Annotated in this window: 14 protein-coding genes and 1 pseudogene; 1 reads left to right on the forward strand and 14 read right to left on the reverse strand. The window is 28.2% G+C overall.

Features of this window, described 5'->3' with window-relative positions; genetic code table 11:
• Window positions 1-81: 81 nt before the first annotated feature.
• From IC174_RS11460 to IC174_RS11500, 9 genes and pseudogenes are all read right to left on the reverse strand, one after another.
• A complete protein-coding gene (locus IC174_RS11460) occupies window positions 82-1,629 on the reverse strand; it encodes a glycine betaine ABC transporter substrate-binding protein (protein ID WP_227482946.1) in 1,548 nt (515 codons plus the stop codon).
• The gene (locus tag IC174_RS11465) at window positions 1,622-2,758 is read right to left on the reverse strand and encodes an ABC transporter ATP-binding protein (RefSeq protein ID WP_227436734.1); all 1,137 of its coding nucleotides are present in this window, start codon (window positions 2,756-2,758) and stop codon (window positions 1,622-1,624) included. The genes IC174_RS11460 and IC174_RS11465 overlap by 8 nt, the downstream gene beginning before the upstream one ends.
• 274 nt (window positions 2,759-3,032) lie before the next feature.
• Window positions 3,033-4,127 (reverse strand): DNA polymerase IV, encoded by a 1,095-nt coding sequence (gene dinB / locus IC174_RS11470; protein WP_227482947.1) that lies wholly within the window; start codon window positions 4,125-4,127, stop codon window positions 3,033-3,035.
• 394 nt (window positions 4,128-4,521) lie between these two features.
• Complete coding sequence (locus IC174_RS11475; protein WP_227436738.1) at window positions 4,522-6,027, reverse strand: DUF1846 domain-containing protein; 1,506 nt, start codon at window positions 6,025-6,027, stop codon at window positions 4,522-4,524.
• A 261-nt stretch (window positions 6,028-6,288) separates the two neighbouring features.
• Window positions 6,289-6,639: a DUF6483 family protein gene (locus IC174_RS11480; protein WP_227436740.1), complete on the reverse strand. Its 351-nt coding sequence runs from the start codon at window positions 6,637-6,639 to the stop codon at window positions 6,289-6,291.
• Window positions 6,640-6,862: 223 nt separating this feature from the next.
• Entirely contained in the window at window positions 6,863-7,054 is a 192-nt protein-coding gene (locus IC174_RS11485; RefSeq protein ID WP_054272897.1) for a hypothetical protein, read from the reverse strand.
• A gap of 120 nt (window positions 7,055-7,174) precedes the next feature.
• A pseudogene (locus tag IC174_RS11490) lies at window positions 7,175-8,090 on the reverse strand (ComEC/Rec2 family competence protein).
• A gap of 170 nt (window positions 8,091-8,260) precedes the next feature.
• Window positions 8,261-9,757: a 4Fe-4S dicluster domain-containing protein gene (locus IC174_RS11495; protein WP_227436744.1), complete on the reverse strand. Its 1,497-nt coding sequence runs from the start codon at window positions 9,755-9,757 to the stop codon at window positions 8,261-8,263.
• Between the two features lie 262 nt (window positions 9,758-10,019).
• A complete protein-coding gene (locus IC174_RS11500; RefSeq protein WP_227482949.1) occupies window positions 10,020-11,510 on the reverse strand; it encodes a 4Fe-4S dicluster domain-containing protein in 1,491 nt (496 codons plus the stop codon).
• 466 nt (window positions 11,511-11,976) lie between these two features.
• Between IC174_RS11500 and IC174_RS11505 the strand changes: the two genes are divergently transcribed.
• Entirely contained in the window at window positions 11,977-12,177 is a 201-nt protein-coding gene (locus IC174_RS11505; RefSeq protein ID WP_227436749.1) for a cold-shock protein, read from the forward strand.
• 173 nt (window positions 12,178-12,350) lie between these two features.
• Here the strand turns inward: IC174_RS11505 and speB are convergent, their stop codons facing one another.
• The 5 genes from speB to IC174_RS11530 form a co-directional block, all read right to left on the reverse strand.
• Complete coding sequence (gene speB / locus IC174_RS11510) at window positions 12,351-13,229, reverse strand: agmatinase (RefSeq protein ID WP_227436751.1); 879 nt, start codon at window positions 13,227-13,229, stop codon at window positions 12,351-12,353.
• Window positions 13,219-14,070 carry a polyamine aminopropyltransferase gene (gene speE / locus IC174_RS11515; protein ID WP_227436752.1) on the reverse strand — a complete coding sequence of 284 codons (852 nt, stop codon included), beginning with the start codon at window positions 14,068-14,070 and terminating at the stop codon, window positions 13,219-13,221. The genes speB and speE overlap by 11 nt, the downstream gene beginning before the upstream one ends.
• A gap of 35 nt (window positions 14,071-14,105) precedes the next feature.
• Window positions 14,106-14,519 carry an adenosylmethionine decarboxylase gene (speD, locus tag IC174_RS11520; RefSeq protein WP_227436754.1) on the reverse strand — a complete coding sequence of 138 codons (414 nt, stop codon included), beginning with the start codon at window positions 14,517-14,519 and terminating at the stop codon, window positions 14,106-14,108.
• A gap of 60 nt (window positions 14,520-14,579) precedes the next feature.
• Window positions 14,580-16,055 carry an aminotransferase class I/II-fold pyridoxal phosphate-dependent enzyme gene (locus IC174_RS11525; RefSeq protein WP_227482950.1) on the reverse strand — a complete coding sequence of 492 codons (1,476 nt, stop codon included), beginning with the start codon at window positions 16,053-16,055 and terminating at the stop codon, window positions 14,580-14,582.
• Between the two features lie 528 nt (window positions 16,056-16,583).
• The gene (locus tag IC174_RS11530; protein ID WP_227482951.1) at window positions 16,584-17,888 is read right to left on the reverse strand and encodes an MATE family efflux transporter; all 1,305 of its coding nucleotides are present in this window, start codon (window positions 17,886-17,888) and stop codon (window positions 16,584-16,586) included.
• Between the last annotated feature and the right edge of the window lie 67 nt (window positions 17,889-17,955).

A 17,955-nucleotide genomic window follows, 5' to 3' on the forward strand; every position in this document is an offset into this window, starting at 1 on the left:
TTTGTATACAAAAAAATAAGTTATAAATAGTATTTAAAATACTATCTATAACTTAAGTTCATAATATAAACTATTAATTTTCTATACTAAACCTTCTTTAACTAAGAATGAATGAGCAACCTCTTCTGGTGATTTTCCAAGCTCATCAACTTGATAGTTAAGTTCTCTCATAGTTTCTTCATTTATTTTTCCTGAAAGAATATTCATCACTTTTTCTAACTCAGGATATTTCTTAAGAGTATCTTGTCTCACTAATGGAGCCGCATAATATGGAACAAAGAAGTTTTTGTCATCTTCTAATATCTTAAGATTAAACTTCTTAATAAGACCATCAGTTAAAAACGCATCTACAACTTGAGATTCATTATTATCTAAAGCTGTATATCTTAAACTTCCATTCATAGCTTTTATATCTTTGAATTTTAGACCATAATCTCTAGAAATACCTACAAAACCATCTTCTCTATTTTCAAACTCTAAAGTTGGTGAGAAAGTAAAGTCACTACTATATTTAGTTAAATCAGAAATAGTGTTTATTCCATATTTCTCAGCAGTTTTAGGCATCATGGCTAATGTATAAGTATTGTTAAATCCAATAGGGTCAAGTAAAGTTAATTGATTCTCTTTTTCCATAGTATCTTTAACAACTTTATATGCTTCATCAGCATCTTTAATTGGAGCATGCTTCATTACATTTACTAAAAGTGTACCTGTATAATCTACATACATATCAAGTTCACCAGATTTAATAGCATTAAATGCAACAGATGAACCACCTAGATTTAAATTCTTTTTAACATTAAGGTCTGTATTTTTCTCTATCAATTCAGCATAAACATTACCAAGAATAAGTTGTTCTGTATAATCTTTTGAACCTATAGTTATTGTCTCTTTTTTGCTTGAAAAACTTGAACCAAAAGTAACAAATAACATTGCAATAATTATTATAGCAGATACTACTTTAAGCCCTATATAATTTTTCTTTGGAGCCTTTGGATTTAAGCCTTTTGGAGTAACTGCAACTTCAATCTTACTAAATAAATAATCAACTAGCAATGCAATTATACACGATGGAATTGCTCCTGCTAAAATCATATTGTTATTTACAGTTTGTACACCTGAAAATACTAAATATCCCAGACCACCAGCACCTATAAATGCTGCAAGAGTCATAAGACCAACCGCTGTAACAGCAGAAATTCTAACCCCACCCATTATTATAGGCAAAGCTAAAGGAAACTGTATTTTAAATAAAGTTTGATTTCTTGTAAGACCAATACCTTTAGCCGATTCTAATACTACTGGGTCAATACTTGTTATACCTATATATGTGTTCTTTACAATTGGTAATAATGAATATACTACTACCATAAATATTGCTGGTTTGCTTCCTATACCAAGTACTGGTACAAGAAGACCCAAAAGTGCCATTGATGGAACTGCTTGAACTAAGTTTACAAATCCAAGCACAATTTTTCTAAGAGATGGTATTCTTGAAATAATTATTCCTAGAGGAACACCCACTAGTATAGCTATCAAAATAGATGTAACAGTTAAGCTCATATGTTGTATCAAAAGCTCTATAATCTTATCTTTTTGCAATAGTATAAAATTAAAAAAATTATCCAAGGACACTCACCTCCATCTCTAGGAATTGCTCACTTAAAACAGAAAGTAAACTACTTCTAGTAATCAGTCCTACTAATTTATTTTCACTTGAAACAACTGGAATATATCCAACTGAATTACAGTTCATTATATTTAGTATTTCTACTAAATTATCACCTTCATTTACATGCAAAGGCTCTCTTGACATAATATCACCAAGCAATGTCGATTTATCATGACGGTCTTTCATATCTTTTACAGTGACAATACCTTTTAGTGTTCTAGCTCTATCTATGATTAGTAAGCTATCAACCTTACTCGTTCTCATAATTTCTATACCTTGAGTTACAGTTCTTGTTGAATTAACAGCAATAGGATTTTTTATCATAATATCTTTTGCTTTTATATATTCTGGATTATCCCAGACTCTATCTTCTCCAATAAAGTCTTTTACAAAATCATTTGCTGGATTTCTAAGTATGTTCTCTGGAGTATCATACTGCGCTATTCTTCCATCTTTCATAATACAAATCTTATCAGCTATCTTTAAAGCTTCATCCATATCATGAGTTACAAATATTATAGTTTTTTTCAGTTCATCTTGAAGAGAAAATAATTGTTCTTGTAAAGATGTTCTTGTTATTGGGTCTAAAGCACTAAAAGGCTCATCCATTAATATTATTTCAGCATCAGTTGCAATGGCTCTTGCAACACCAATTCTTTGCTGTTGACCCCCACTAAGCTCTGAAGGATACTTATTTAAAAAATCATCACTATCAAGACCTACCATTTCAAGTAATTGTAAAGTTCTTGCCTCAATTTCTTCAACTGACTTTTCCTTTTTTAAACGTGGAATTAACTCTATATTCTCTTTTATTGTAAGATGAGGAAATAGACCTGTGTTCTGTATAACATATCCTATTTTCCTTCTAAGTTCTATTTCATTTTCTTGAGAAATTGGTTTACCATTAATATATATTTCACCAGATGTAGGTTTTATTAATTTGTTTATAAGCTTCAAAGTAGTAGTTTTCCCACAACCACTTGAGCCAATTAAAACTACCAATGTGCCTGTTTCGACAGCTAGAGAAATATCATCTAATATTACATTATTTCCCATTTTCTTGGTTACGTTTCTTATCTCTATCATAATTTATCATCCCCTCTTTCGACAAGCAACCCTTGCCAACGCAATAAGTTGTTTTTATAATTATATCACAATATCCCCTTTATGTAAACAAAGTACGACTTTTGGGTTAATACATATTAGTAAACATTACTATAAATATCAAGTATTTGTATACAATACTCAAATTTAAAAGATATAAAAAAAAATAAAAAAATCTTAATAAAACAATACAACACTAGCCTTAATTATATATAATTAAGGCTAGTGTTAATTCATTCATTTAAACAAATAGTCATCACTGAATACTATCCATATACTCAAATAAAGTAATGTCTTTGTAAGTTTCTTTTTTGTCGCTTAAGTTTGATATTGTAACTCCTAATAGTCTAATTTGTTTTCCATTCATTTCAACATTTCTCAATAAATTGTCAACACTATTTCTTATATCATTATATTCATCAATATAATGTTCTAAACTAAGACTTCTAGTTATCTGTGTAAAATCCTCATACTTAACTTTTAATGTCAACGTCTTTCCAAATTTCTCAGAGTTTTTTAATCTATGGCACACTTCCTCACAAAGTTCATCAAGGATATTACGTGTTTCCTCTTCGTCAATATCCAAGTTATGACTTAGTGTAGTCTCTGCTCCAACAGATTTTCTAACTCTATTTGGCTCTACTGGTCTATCATCTATACCCCTTGCAAATTTATATAAGTCATATCCTTTTTTCTTAAATATGTTCTCAAGTTCAAATAAATCTAAACACCTTAAATCATATCCTGTTTTTATCCCTAAATTTTTAAGAGTATTTGAAGTGACTTTTCCAACACCAAAAAATTTATTTACAGGCAATTTATCTAAAAAATCCTGAGCATTTTCTTCATTTATTACAGTCAAACCATTAGGCTTTTTTAAGTCTGATGCTATCTTAGCAAGAAACTTATTATATGAGATACCCGCTGAAGATGTAAGTCCAACTTCCCTAAATATATCTCTTTTAATTTGCTTTGCTATTTCAATTGATGAATCAATATTCTTTTTATTTTTTGTTACATCTAAATATGCTTCATCTAAAGATAGTGGCTCTACTAAATCTGTGTATCTATAAAATATATTTCTTATTTGATTTGATACACTTTTATATACCTCAAATCTAGGTCTTACAAAAACTGCATATGGACATCTATTGTAAGCTACAGTGGATGGCATAGCTGAATGTATGCCAAATTTTCTAGCCTCATAAGAACACGTTGCAACTACTCCTCTGCTTTGTGGATTTCCACCAACAACCACAGGTCTACCTTTTAATTTTTTATTGTCTCTTTGTTCTATAGACGCATAAAAAGCATCCATATCTATATGAATTATTTTTCTATAAAATTCCATTCTTATCACCTTAAAGTATAACTAGATTAAATTTATTTACATCACTGTTTTAATTATACCAAACTTATGTTTCTTTATGCTATTTTTTCATCTATTTTATTTATATGTCAATACTTTCTCTTACTAAAACAGTTTATAATCAATTAATTCAATACAATTTATAAAAAATCATAAAAAACACTTGCAAAAACTAGGTAAAAGCTTTACAATAGGTATTCCAAGGAACTAAATTAAAATTCCTTATGGATAACAGTATATATATTAATTTAAATGGGATGTTTTAAAAATAAAAGACTGCCTTATACAAGACAGTCTACTGATTTTATTATAATTGTAATGGACTGCTCAAACTATTACTTTAAAACAGCCCATATTTTTTTGTATAATTATATTTTTAGCTATAGTAAAGATTTTGTGAAGGATACTCTGGGTCACAAGTTACATCTATACCAAGCTTTCTAAATGTTTGTTCATCATCTCTATTTAATATAGTAGTAGAATGTGCTTGACACCCTTTTAATAAAGCTAACTTTTCCATAGCAAATTGTGCAGTTGGATTAGTTACAGCACAAATACTAAGAGCAGTTAAAACCTCTTGACAACTAAGTGAAACATTTCTACTTGCTAAAGTTTTTGTTTTTAAATTTATAATAGGCTCTAATATTACAGGTGATATTAAGTGCATATCATCAGATATATTAGCTAAATGCTTAATTGCATTCAGTACTGCTGCTGCTGTTCCATTCATTAAGTCAGAACCTTTACCAGTTAATATTGTCCCATCTTCTAATTCTAGTGCCACTACAGGACAAGTATCATTTTTATCAGCATTTTCTTTTAACTTATTACTGTAATTTCTAGCAGGTAAAACAACGTTTCTATCTTCTGGCTTTAAATTAAGCTCTTCCATAATCATTTTCATTCTATCATAAGCACCTTTATCAACTTGTCCCTTTTTATACTCACAAGCAGTTTTAAAGTATCTTCTTATAATTTCTTCTATAGAAGCTTTTCTTATTACTTCATCATCTATTATTCCAAAACCAACTCTATTAACACCCATGTCAGTTGGAGATTGGAAAATTGATTCTTTTCCAGTTATTTTTTCTATTATTTTTTTTAGCACTGGGAATAACTCTAAATCTCTATTATAGTTTACTGACATTTCACCATACGTTTCAAGATGGAATGAATCTATCATATTTACGTCTTTTAAATCTACTGTAGCTGCCTCATAAGCTATGTTTAAAGGATGTTTCACAGGTATATTCCAAACTGGGAATGTTTCAAATTTAGAATATCCAACTACATTTCCTCTTTTATTTTCATGGTATAACTGACTTAAACAAGTACCAAGTTTTCCACTATTAGGTCCTGGTGCTGTTACTACTACAATTGGCTTTGTAGTTTCTATATAATCATTTGCTCCATATCCTTCATCACTAACTATAGTTTCAACATCTGAAGGATATCCCTTTGTTGGATAATGTTTATAAACTTTGATTCCTCTACGCTCTAACTTATTTATGAATACAGTCGTTGCAGGTTGTCCCTCAAATCTAGTGATTACTACACTGTTTACATCTAGCTCATAACCTCTTAAATCATCTATTAATCTTAAAACTTCCATATCATAAGTGATACCAAAGTCACCTCTTATTTTATTTCTTTCTATATCTCCTGCATACACACAAATTACAACTTCAACTTTTTCTTTCATATGTTGTAATACTTTTATCTTTGCATTTTCATCAAACCCTGGAAGTACTCTTTTTGCATGAAGGTCTCCCATTAATTTTCCTCCAAACTCCAAATAAAGCTTGTCAAAATTATTTACTCTTTCTAAGATATATTTAGACTGCTCTTCTAAATATTTTTTGTGGTCAAATCCTATTTTCATCTTAACACCTCACTAAATTAAATTTCTTTTTGATAACAGTATATTTATATATATTTTTTTAGTAAAACATCTTATAAAAAAATGTTAATACTTTTTCACTCAAAGTAATATTATACATTTAAGATTAATTTTTTTCAAGATAGTTTTATGGTAAATAAGATATACTTATATTATTAATAAAATAAGAATATTATATTTAAATATATAAAATATAATATTCTCATCTTAACATTAATTTATTTTAATATATTTATACATGCTTTATTCTAAATTTAAAACTTTCCTAATATCTTCTATCCCTTGATAAACTTCTTGTTTAGAAAAATTCATAGCCTCTAATTCTTCATCAGTTTTTTCCATAAGCATAGTATAAAATTCTATTGCTATATACTGCATATTTTCACTATTTACAGTTTTAGCTTTATCAAATAAAATTTCTTCTGCTTCATTCACATTTCCCTGGAAAACTAATCTTTTCAAGGTTATTAATATAACTTCTTCTTCAGTATTATATACTAAATCTTTCTCTTCATATTCACTGTATTTTTTCCCCAATAAGAATCTTGCAACCATCAATTTTATCTCATTGAAAATCTTATCCACTATAGCCATATTTACATCTCCTATAAATAAAATTTATTTTCTTTTTAATTATACCAAACTTTATAGAAAAAATTATTGTATGTAAATAAAATGATGAATAAATAAATTTTAAATAATAAAAAAAAGAAGGTAGCGGGGGATCTCCGACTACCTTCAAACACTAGATTGTGATTGGTTTGGTATTTTGTTTATACCCACCATAAGCTTTTTTAAATCATTTAAATTGATTTTTTTAGCATCCACATCCTCCATCAAAACCGTCACCACATTCGCAAAGTATTAATAATAATATTAAGAAAGGTATCCATGCACATAAGTCCATCTCAGCCCAACAGTCTTGGAATGCTAAGAATAAGAAAAATAATATTATTATCCACCAAGCACATCCGCCAAATCCGCCTTCACCAAAAAATCTATCCAACATAATATGTTACCTCCTAGTTATTTTGTATGTGGAGTTTCAGCTCCTAAAATATACTATGTTTAAGGTCTTATATTTGCTAATGATTTTTTTAAATTTTTTTATACAATTTTTCAGAAAACACTATTGACTTACACTTAATTTATTTCCATCACTATCTATAACTATCTCTCCATTATTAAGTAAGAAAAGTTTTTATATCTAATTTTTTTAATATTTCTAATACTTCTTTATCAGGTTCTTTTTTTTGTGAGCAAGTAATAGCAGCATATTTTGGTGAAATAGATTTTAAAAATGCTTCACTTAATTTATCATACCTTCCATGATGAGGAATTTTCACAAAATCGTATTTTAAAGTATTTTCACTTATAAATTCAGCTAAACGTTCTTCTTCTGCATCTCCTGCAAATAAAAAATTGTGTGTGCCATAATTTATACTAGTGATTATTGAGTAATCGTTTGAACTCTCATACTCACTTTTTAAAGCTGGTTGTATGCTTATATTTGCATTATTAACTACAATATTCATTTTTTCTTTCAATATTATGGGCTCTATACCAGTTTTTTTAAGTGAGTTAACATATTCATCATATTGTTTACTGTCTTTTTTATAATTTGCTTGTATTAAATTATTCACTTTAACACTGGACAACACACTATCAACTCCACCTATATGGTCTTTATCTAAATGAGTTAAAATTAGATAATCAAGTGTATTTATTCCTTTTTCTTTTAACTTATTAACTATTTGTTCACCATCTTTATCTTCTCCTGTATCAATCATTATGGCTTTTTTGCCTATCTCAATTAATATGCAATCTGACTTTCCAGTATTTAGTATAGTAGTTTTAAATGCAGTATTTCCTATATCATTTTGAATATTATTTTGACTCATACTATTTTTCTCACTATCTAAATAAGATTTACTTGTTGACTCTGTCTTACCATTAGCAGTTACATTTACTACAATCAATAGAACTGCAATCAAAGATACTGTTGTAATTAAAAACATGATGTCTTTTAATATTATTTTCTTCATCCAAAAGCTCCTATAAATTTTATTTATTACATATTTATAGTATAGCAATGCTGACATAATAAAATACACCTAGAAAAAGGGCAAATTCTAGGCATATTTGTGGCATTAAATATAACAAATAGTTTAGTTTTATAATTGTAACTAAGTATTTTTTAAAATATTAATTAATACTATCTTTCTAAATTTAAATCTTCAAACTCTTTTATTTTATCATTAGATAAAACACTCTTCTTAGTTGACTGTCCATTTTTTCTATCAAAAGTATTTTTAGCTTTTGCACCTGATAAGAACTTACCAGCTCCATTAATACAGCCTTCTTCGCACATCATTCCTTCTATAAAATTACCTTCTAATCTACCTAATTTAGCCATTGTCATTGTTTTCTTAATTTGTCTTGGTCCAGAAACTTTTATAGGCTCAAAATCAAAACTGATACCTTTTTCAGCAATATAATTTTGTATTGATTTTGTGAGCCCACCAGATGCTCCAAATCCTCTTCCAAAAATTGAACCATCATTTATATCATCATTTGAGCATTTTGACAAATCTACATTAAAAGCTTCAAATAATGCCATTAATTCTTCAAAAGTAAGTACATAATCTACTGCATCTTTTAAACATTCCTCAGTTGCCTCACTCTTTTTTGCAGTACATGGACCTATAAATACTACCTTAGCATCAGAATCAAATTTTTTTACGAATCTTCCTGTGGCTACCATAGGTGATACTGTAGAAGATATTTTATCAACTTCATCTGGGAACATCTTCTCTATATACTTAAAGAAGCCAGGACAACATGAATTGGTCATATACTTATCTCCAGATTTTATTCTTTCAATAAATTCATTACTTTCATGAACTGTAACTGCATCTGCTCCACAAGAAGCTTCTATCATATCTATAAATCCTAGTGATTTTACAGCATTTTTTAATTGTCCATATGTAATATTACTATCAATTTGACCTGTTATTGCTGGAGCTACTATAGCATACATATTTTCTTTTCTTGCAAGTTTTTTTGCAACTGGTGCTATCAAACTCTTGTCACATATTGCTCCAAATGGACAGGCTGACATGCATGCACCACAATTTATACAATTATCTTCATGTATCATAGCCTTCATAGTATCCCTGTTAAAATCTAACGCCCCAGTTGGGCATACACTTTTACATGGTCTTACAACTTCTGAGATAGCATCATATTGACATGAACTTTTACACATTCCACAAGCTTTGCATAAATCATGGTTTATATAAGCTCTTCCATTTATATAAGAAATTGCTCCAAACTTACAAGCTTCTTTACATCTATGTGCCAAACACCCTCTACAAAGTTCTGTTACTGTAAATTCATTTATTGGACATCTATCACATGCAGCTTCTACTATATACATAATTTGCTCATTAGAACCTAAATTTACTGAATCTGGATTTATATTTTCATATTTAGCATTTGGTGTCAAACTCAGTGCAAGCTGTGCTCGTTCAAGAACTACCTCTCTCTCTTTATAAACGCAACATCTATATCTTGCTTTCTCTCCTTTAATTATTTCATATGGAATTTTTTCTATATTTTCTTTTGTTAAATTTTCTTCAATTGATAACTTTGCTACAACTGTTAAAACTTCATGTTTTAATCTTTTTAGCTGTGTTTCGAACTCAAACATAAGTACTCCTCCCTATAAATCACCTATTTCACCTATATTTATACTATTATGTATATTGTATTTTTTATTTATTTCCATAAATTATTATAACACAGGCATAGTTTTTGTTAAGTTATATACAAAATATTATATATCTAATTTTTATTTTAAGTACTTAAACATCTTGATATAAATCTAAATAAAAATAGAGTTATCCTAATGTTAAATTACAACTTAGAACAACTCTATTCTCCATCTATATTTTTTATGATTATCTATAGATTTATTTTTCTAGATTTATATCACTAAAATCTTTTATTTTTGTATTTGCTAAAACACTTTTCTTAGTTGATTGAGAATTTTTTCTATCAAATGTAGCTTTAGCTTTTGCTCCTAGTAAGAACTTACCAGAACCATTAATACATCCACCTTCGCACATCATACCTTCTATAAAGTTTCCTTCTAATTTCCCTAAATTAGCCATAGTAATTGTCTTCTTAATCTCTCTTGAACCAGAAATTTTTACAGGTTCGAAATTAACTCCAATACCTTTTTCAGCAAGATAATTTTCTATAGCTTTTGTAAGTCCGCCAGCAGCACCAAAGCCTCTTCCAAATATTGATGCATCATCTATATCTTCATTTGAACACTTAGCTAAGTCTATATCAAAGGCTTCAAATAGTGCCATTATTTCTTCAAAAGTTAGTACATAGTCAACAGCTCCTTTTAATTCCTTTTTAGCTGCTTCATTCTTTTTAGCTGTACAAGGACCTATAAATACTACTTTTGCATCAGGTTCATAATTTTTTATAAATCTTCCACTAGCTATCATAGGAGATACAGTAGAAGATATTTTTCCTACAAGGTCTGGGAATGTCTTTTCTATGTAACCAACAAATCCTGGGCAACAAGAGTTTGTCATAAAAGTGTCTCCTTTTTCCATTCTTTCAGCAAACTCTAAACTTTCATGAACTGTAACTGCATCTGCTCCACAAGCTGCCTCTAGTACATCGACAAAACCTAATGATTTTATAGCATTTTTTATTTGACCATATGTAACATTTGCTTCAACTTGACCTGTTATAGCTGGAGCTACTACTGCGTACATTTTTTCTTTTTGTACTAATTTTCTAGCTACTGGAGCTATCAAACTCTTATCAGATATCGCTCCAAATGGGCATGCTGACATACAAGCACCACAGTTTAAACATTTATCTTCATGTATCATAGCTTTCATATTTTCTCTATCAAACCCTAAAGCATTAGTTGGACATACGCTCTTACATGGTCTTACAACCTCTGAGATGGCATCATACTGACAAGCTTTTTTACACATTCCACAAGCCTTACATAATTCATGATTTATATAAGCCATTCCTCCAACATGTGTAATAGCCCCAAATTTACAAGCTTCTTTACATCTATGTGCTAAACAACCTCTACAGATATCAGTTACTGTAAATTCATTTATTGGGCAACTATCACATGCTGCTTCTAAAATATATATTATTTGTTCATCTTCTCCTACATCCATTGTATCTAAATCTATTTTATCTTGACCTGGCAATAGTCCCATACTTACATTTACTCTTTCAGATATTATAGCTCTTTCTTTATAAACACAACATCTGTATGTAGGTTTCTCGCCTTTTATTATTTCATATTGAATATTATCCATTGCTTCTCTTGTAAGGTTATCTTCTTTTCCAAGCCTAGCTATTGCAGTTAAAACATCATGTCTTAATTTGTGTATTTGTGTTTCAAATTGAAACATGTTAATACCACCCCCGTAAATAATTTTATACGGTATTATTATAGCATAATATTTCCTTTTATTAATATATATGTAAAATATTATATATTTAATTTTTATTTTATCGAATTCATATATTGTTTTTTTATTTTATTATATAATAATAGTGATATTTCTGAAATTTCACTATTTTTAAATTTTATTTTTAACCTATTTTATAATATTTTTTATTATTTTTTTAAATTTTATTTTTTATTTTTCAATTTATATATTACATTTTTTGATATTAAATTTACCAGACTCTCTCAGATTTCTATTTTATTTTCTTTCATTATTAATATATTTTTTAATAAATTTTTTTAAATTATAAAATTGATTAACTTTTTTTAAAATTTCAATTGCTTTTTTTTAAAATTTATGCTATATTAATAGAACAGACTTAATTTATTTAGTTTGTATTTTTTAATAAAGCGGAGGTTTTTTTATAATGAAAAACGGAATAGTAAAATGGTTTAATAGTGAAAAAGGATTTGGATTCATATCAGTAGAAGGAGAAGACGATGTTTTTGTACATTTCTCAGCTATACAAACTGATGGATACAAAACTTTAGAAGAAGGCGAAAAGGTTAGCTTTGATATAACTCAAGGTAATAGAGGACCTCAAGCTGAAAACGTAAATAGAATATAATTATTTAATTTAAATATATATATTTTAGAAAAAGGAGCTACATAAGGCTCTTTTTTATTGTTTAAATTTATTGTTTAAAAAATAAAGAAGTTACCTTAAAAAAGTGCTAAGCTTAAAACAACTTATTTAAAGTAACTTCTTTATTTTATAGTATATTATTTATACAGACTTCTCTACCTAAATTTACTTGATATTATTAAACATAATTCTCTCAATACTTTGCATGCTATAACTGTTGATACTCCTGTCGTATCATAATCAGGGCTAAGCTCTACAATATCACAACCAACTATATTTATATTAGATTTTTTTATAATCTTAAAAACATCTTGAAATTCTCTATAATTTATACCACCAGGTTCTGGCGTGCCTGTTCCTGGAAATACAGATGCATCCAACACATCTAAATCTATAGTTAAATAAACATTTTTCCCATTCAATTTATTAATTATCTTTTCAAATGTATTTATTCCACCGACTTCCATATAGGTATGTTTTTGTTCTATTGCAAACTTAAATTCTTCTCTTGTTCCAGACCTTATTCCAAATTGAAATATTTTATCATCTCCAACAATATCCCATACTCTTTTAATTACTGTTGCATGAGAATTTTTACTGTTATTATATTCTTCTCTTAAATCTGTGTGAGCATCAAAATGAATTACATACACATCATTATACTTCTCATAAACTGCTTTAAAGGCTGGTAAAGTAACTAGATGTTCTCCACCAATCATAAATGGAATCTTTAAATCTTCAACTATACTAGCAGTTTCATCATATATTTCTTTCAAAACTTGTTCTGTATCTCCAACACTAATTTCCAAATCTCCATAATCACATATATTATAATCTTCTAAATCCAAGTCTAAAAAAGGACTATATGTCTCAAGACCATAAAATTCTTTTCTCATTGAGCTACTTGCAAATCTAGCTCCAGGTCTATTTGAAGTAGTTCCATCAAACCCTACTCCAAACACTATCAGATTTGATTCTTCATAACTTTTATCCATACCCATAAATGTATTTATATGATAGAAATTACTCTTCATTTAGCATCTCCTTTACATATTGAGGTAACATAAATGAACCTAAATGGATATCACTATTATAATACTTCGTTTTTAAATTTAATTTTTCCCAGCCATCTCTATCTTGATTCTTTATTGGGTCTAGTTTTTTTGAAGCAAAGCCAAATAACCAATGTCCAGATGGATATGTTGGTATATGTGCTTGATAAACTTTAGCTATTGGAAATATCCCTTTTAACTTATCGTTGGCTCTTTTCATTTCCTTAGCATTAAACTCGAAATAAGGACTTTCACTTTGATTTACCAAAATTCCATCATCAGTTAGTATTCTATAACAATCTCTATAAAAATCATTTGAAAAAAGTCCTTCTCCTGGTCCTATTGGGTCAGTTGAATCTACTATTATCAGGTCATAAGATTTGTCATAAGCTTCCTTAACAAATTTAACTCCATCTTCAAAATATAAATTTACTCTTTCATCATCTAATTTACACGAACATATATCTATATACTCTTTAGACACATCCACAACCATTTTATCTATTTCAACCATATCAATTTTTTCTATTTTAGGATAACGACTTAACTCTCTTACTGTACCGCCATCTCCACCACCTATAACTAAGACTTTTTTAATATTTAGATTTGTAGCCATAGGAACATGAGTTATCATGTCATGATATATAAACTCATCTTTATATGTCACCATCATTAAACCATCTATTGTCAGAAACTTACCAAATTCCTCACTATCAAACACATCTATTCTTTGAAATTCAGATTTTCCTTCAAACAAATGTCTATCTACTTTTATAGAAAATCTTACATTTTTTGTCCATTCCTCTGTATACCAAAGTTCCATATAATAATCCTCACTTTCATTTATCTATTTTACGTTTATACTGCTTCAGGTTTATGAGTGATTTTACCTAAATCTTTTTTTGAATATTTTTTTATTTTTGTTGTCAATCCTCTTGGAATTTCTGTGGACTCACTTCTTTCTGATTTTAGAAGCTGTTCCAATAATTCAAAACTTTTCCATGGGTCTATATCACCACAAGTGAAAAAATCCGCCGCTGCATAACCATATTCAGGCCAAGTATGTATTGTCAAATGAGATTCAGCAATTATTACAGCACCTGAAACCCCCCAAGGATTAAAATGGTGAAATACAGAATCAACAATTGTAGCCTTTGCGTTTAATGCTGAATCATTCATAAAATTTTCTATAAGATGTGGGTCTTTAAGTATACTCTCATCACAGTTATAGTATTCTACTAGTATATGTCTTCCTAGTGTTTCAAATTTCATTTCAATCCCAACTCCTTTTACATATTTATATGTACTATTGTATTTATCCAATAACACAATTTATTTTATAACGAGTATTGTATCTAAGTTTTTATCTTGCATATCAGTCAAATATGCATTACTCTTTTTTAAAAAAACAATATACTCCATAATTTCTTTTGTTATTAATTCTCCTGGAGTAACAATTGGTATGCCTGGTGGGTATGCCATTATTGATTCTCCACAAATTCTACCTATGCATGACTTAATATCTATGCTTTCTTTAGATGCATAAAAAGCTTCTCGCGGATTAAGCTCAATAGTTGGATTTATTTGAATCATATTAAACTCATTTAACTTGGTTTCTTTTCTATAATTTTTTTCAATTATAGAAAGAGCCTTAACCAATCTGTCAATATCTGATTTGTTGGTTCCAATAGACACAAGTGCCAAGATATTGTACAAATCGCCTAGTTCTACTTGAATTGAAAACTTTTTATACAACAAATCATACACTTCAAAACCAGTTAAATTTAACCCTTTTACATTTATACATAATTTAGTTTCATCTATAAATTTAACACCTTTTCTTTTTAATATTTCGGTAGACAAAACATCTATTCCATCTATTTTATTTAATCTAGCTTTTGCATATCTAGATAAATTTAATGCTTTTGATAATTGTTCTTCTCCATTTTCAACTAGGTTAACTCTTGCTCCATCTATACTTGCCATAAGTAAATAAGATGCAGATGTAGACTGTAACATGTTGATTGACTGAAGTACTTTTTCAACTCTTATATTTTCTCTATTCAATAAAAGTGCTGAAGATTGTGTCAATGCTCCTCCAGTTTTATGTATACTTACAGCCACCATATCTGCTCCTAAACTTATTGCAGAAGGAGGTAAATCTAAATGAAATGGAAAATGAGCACCATGAGCTTCATCTACTAATACTAAAAGATTATTTTTATGACATAATTCTATGATGCTCTCAAGGTCTGCACAAGCACCATAATAAGTTGGATTAAGTAAAAATAAAGCTTTTATATCGCAGTTTTTTTCTATTTCCTCTTTAACTTTCTCAATAGTAATATTTAAACTTATACCTAATTGCTCATCAAATTCTGGTTGTATAAATATTGGTATTCCTCCACAAAGTATTAAAGCATTTATTACTGACTTATGAATATTTCTTGGTAGCAATACTTTTTCTCCTGGATTTATTACACTTAAAATCATTGCATGTATTGCTTGTGTAGTACCATTAGTTATAAAGAATGCTTCATCAGCCATATAAGCCTGTGCTAATAAATCTTGTGCATTTTTTATGACTCCAGTTGGATTAGATACATTATCCATAGTGGGTGATGAGTTTATATCCATTTTCATGAGATTTTCACCTAGATATTTATTTAATATATCTACACCTCTATTTTTCACATGTCCAGGTACATCAAAGCAAGCTATATCTCTTTTTGAATATTCTTTTAATGATTCCAATAATGGAGCACATTCATAGCTCAATTCAACTGCATTTGCGAACTCACTGTCCATGACTTTAAATTCATCCCCTCTCTATATTCTAATATTTTCATTGTTTTTATTTATTATTTCTATTTTTTATTTTTACTTTTATTAAACTCATGATATTTATTATATTAACAAACAAGTATTTTTACAAGTGTTTTTTTATTTCATATCAAAAACCTATACCTTAGTGTTATCAATATTTATAAACTTTTATATTTTTTATTGTTTATATTAATTTTTTTTAAAATTAGTATTTGTAAACTTTCTTATTTTTAGTCAATTTCTTATTTTTATTTTTTTCAAGTTTTACTAACGCTTTAAGTTTAATATTTTTAATTAGTATGTATTCTATTACTAAACTTTTATACTATTTTTATTTTATATATTAAAATCCATAGTTTAGTGTAACTAAATAATTTTCATATTTGTAGATTTAAATTTTTTATAAAAATTATTAAAATTTAATCTAATACTATAGAATAAATTCTATTTATGCAAACAAAAATAGAGTAGTAAATAAATTCACTACTCTAGATTTATAGTATCATAACATTATAGACTTATAGCATTTTTTGTACATTCCTTTATATTTGCTACTTTACTCATAATTATAACTGTTAAAAGTTCTGAAACAGCCATACTTACCCATATTCCATTTACTCCAAATAACTTAGAAAAAACAAGTAGTATAATTGGCAACAGTAGGATTGAACGTAAAACGCCTATAATATTAGAATGTACTGGCATTTCTATCGCCTGATAATACATCATAGTTGTCAAATTCTTCCCAATCATAAGATAGGCTAAATTAGCCATATTAAGTGCAACATAGGCCATTAAAATAATTTCTCTATCACTTGTAAATATTTTTATAATTTCTTTTCCAAATAAAAAACATATTACTGTAAACATTATAGATACAAAGAAACTCATTTTTGTTGCCATATTATAATAGCCTAACATTTTTTTACTTTCTTTAGAACCAAAATTATAGCTTATAAGTGGTTGAACACCTAAAGTTATACCCATTAAGAGATTATAAATATTAGTAGTTACATAGTTTACTACAGCATAAGCAGAAAGACCTACATCTCCAACAACTCTTGTCAAAACTATATTATGTGCAAGTATAATTATTGAAAAAGCACTCTCTGCAAAGAATGAGGGAAATCCTATATTAAATAATTCTTTTAAAACATCCTTTTCTATCTTTGCTGAACCAAAAGATAACTTACCTTTTTTAAACATAAAATGAGGTAACATTATTAAAAGTGTGGATAGTTGACCTAAGCCACTTGCAATTGCTGCACTTTTTACACCAAATCCAAGCTTAAATATAAATAGATAATTTAAAGTTATATGAAATATTGTTCCTGACACAGTAGCTATCATAGCAAGTTTTGGTCTTCCATCATTTCTTAAAAAACTACAAAAAACAAGACCTAGCAAATTTGGTAGACAGAAAATAGCATAAAATGTTAAATATTCAGAAGATAATCCTACTAAATTTTCTGTTGCTCCCATAATTCTAACTATATGCTCTGAAAAAAGTATACAAATTATTGTAAGAGATAAACTACCTATTATTAAGATTTTTATCACTTGTCTAAATATATTTACAGCCCTTTCATCATCTCTAGAACCAAATTTTTTGGAAACTAGTACTCCTCCTCCAACTGCCATTAAACTGGATAATCCTAAAAATACCATTACAAGAGGCATTACTATACTAACAGCTGTAAGTGCTGAATCGCCTAGTCCTTTTCCCAAAAATATTCCATCTAATATTGTATTAAATGATGATACAAACATAGCAAGAGCTGATGGTATAGCATACTCTAAAAATTTTTTTGCCATTAAAAATCTCCCTCCCATAGATTATTATAATAAATATTATTTCACTATATAAAATACTAATCTATCC

It is taken from the genome of Clostridioides sp. ES-S-0001-03, assembly GCF_020676075.1.
In the GTDB taxonomy this organism is placed as follows: Bacteria; Bacillota; Clostridia; order Peptostreptococcales; family Peptostreptococcaceae; genus Clostridioides.

Excerpts from the sequence above, each read along its gene's own strand:
- dinB (WP_227482947.1), bottom strand. The coding sequence starts at position 4,127 with ATGGAATTTTATAGAAAAATAATTCATATAGATATGGATGCTTTTTAT.
- IC174_RS11525 (WP_227482950.1), bottom strand. The coding sequence starts at position 16,055 with ATGGACAGTGAGTTCGCAAATGCAGTTGAATTGAGCTATGAATGTGCT.
- speE (WP_227436752.1), bottom strand. The coding sequence starts at position 14,070 with ATGGAACTTTGGTATACAGAGGAATGGACAAAAAATGTAAGATTTTCT.
- IC174_RS11530 (WP_227482951.1), bottom strand. The coding sequence starts at position 17,888 with ATGGCAAAAAAATTTTTAGAGTATGCTATACCATCAGCTCTTGCTATG.
- IC174_RS11475 (WP_227436738.1), bottom strand. The coding sequence starts at position 6,027 with ATGAAAATAGGATTTGACCACAAAAAATATTTAGAAGAGCAGTCTAAA.
- IC174_RS11480 (WP_227436740.1), bottom strand. The coding sequence starts at position 6,639 with ATGGCTATAGTGGATAAGATTTTCAATGAGATAAAATTGATGGTTGCA.
- speD (WP_227436754.1), bottom strand. The coding sequence starts at position 14,519 with ATGAAATTTGAAACACTAGGAAGACATATACTAGTAGAATACTATAAC.
- IC174_RS11465 (WP_227436734.1), bottom strand. The coding sequence starts at position 2,758 with ATGATAGAGATAAGAAACGTAACCAAGAAAATGGGAAATAATGTAATA.
- IC174_RS11495 (WP_227436744.1), bottom strand. The coding sequence starts at position 9,757 with ATGTTTGAGTTCGAAACACAGCTAAAAAGATTAAAACATGAAGTTTTA.
- IC174_RS11500 (WP_227482949.1), bottom strand. The coding sequence starts at position 11,510 with ATGTTTCAATTTGAAACACAAATACACAAATTAAGACATGATGTTTTA.
- IC174_RS11505 (WP_227436749.1), top strand. The coding sequence starts at position 11,977 with ATGAAAAACGGAATAGTAAAATGGTTTAATAGTGAAAAAGGATTTGGA.
- speB (WP_227436751.1), bottom strand. The coding sequence starts at position 13,229 with ATGAAGAGTAATTTCTATCATATAAATACATTTATGGGTATGGATAAA.
- IC174_RS11485 (WP_054272897.1), bottom strand. The coding sequence starts at position 7,054 with ATGTTGGATAGATTTTTTGGTGAAGGCGGATTTGGCGGATGTGCTTGG.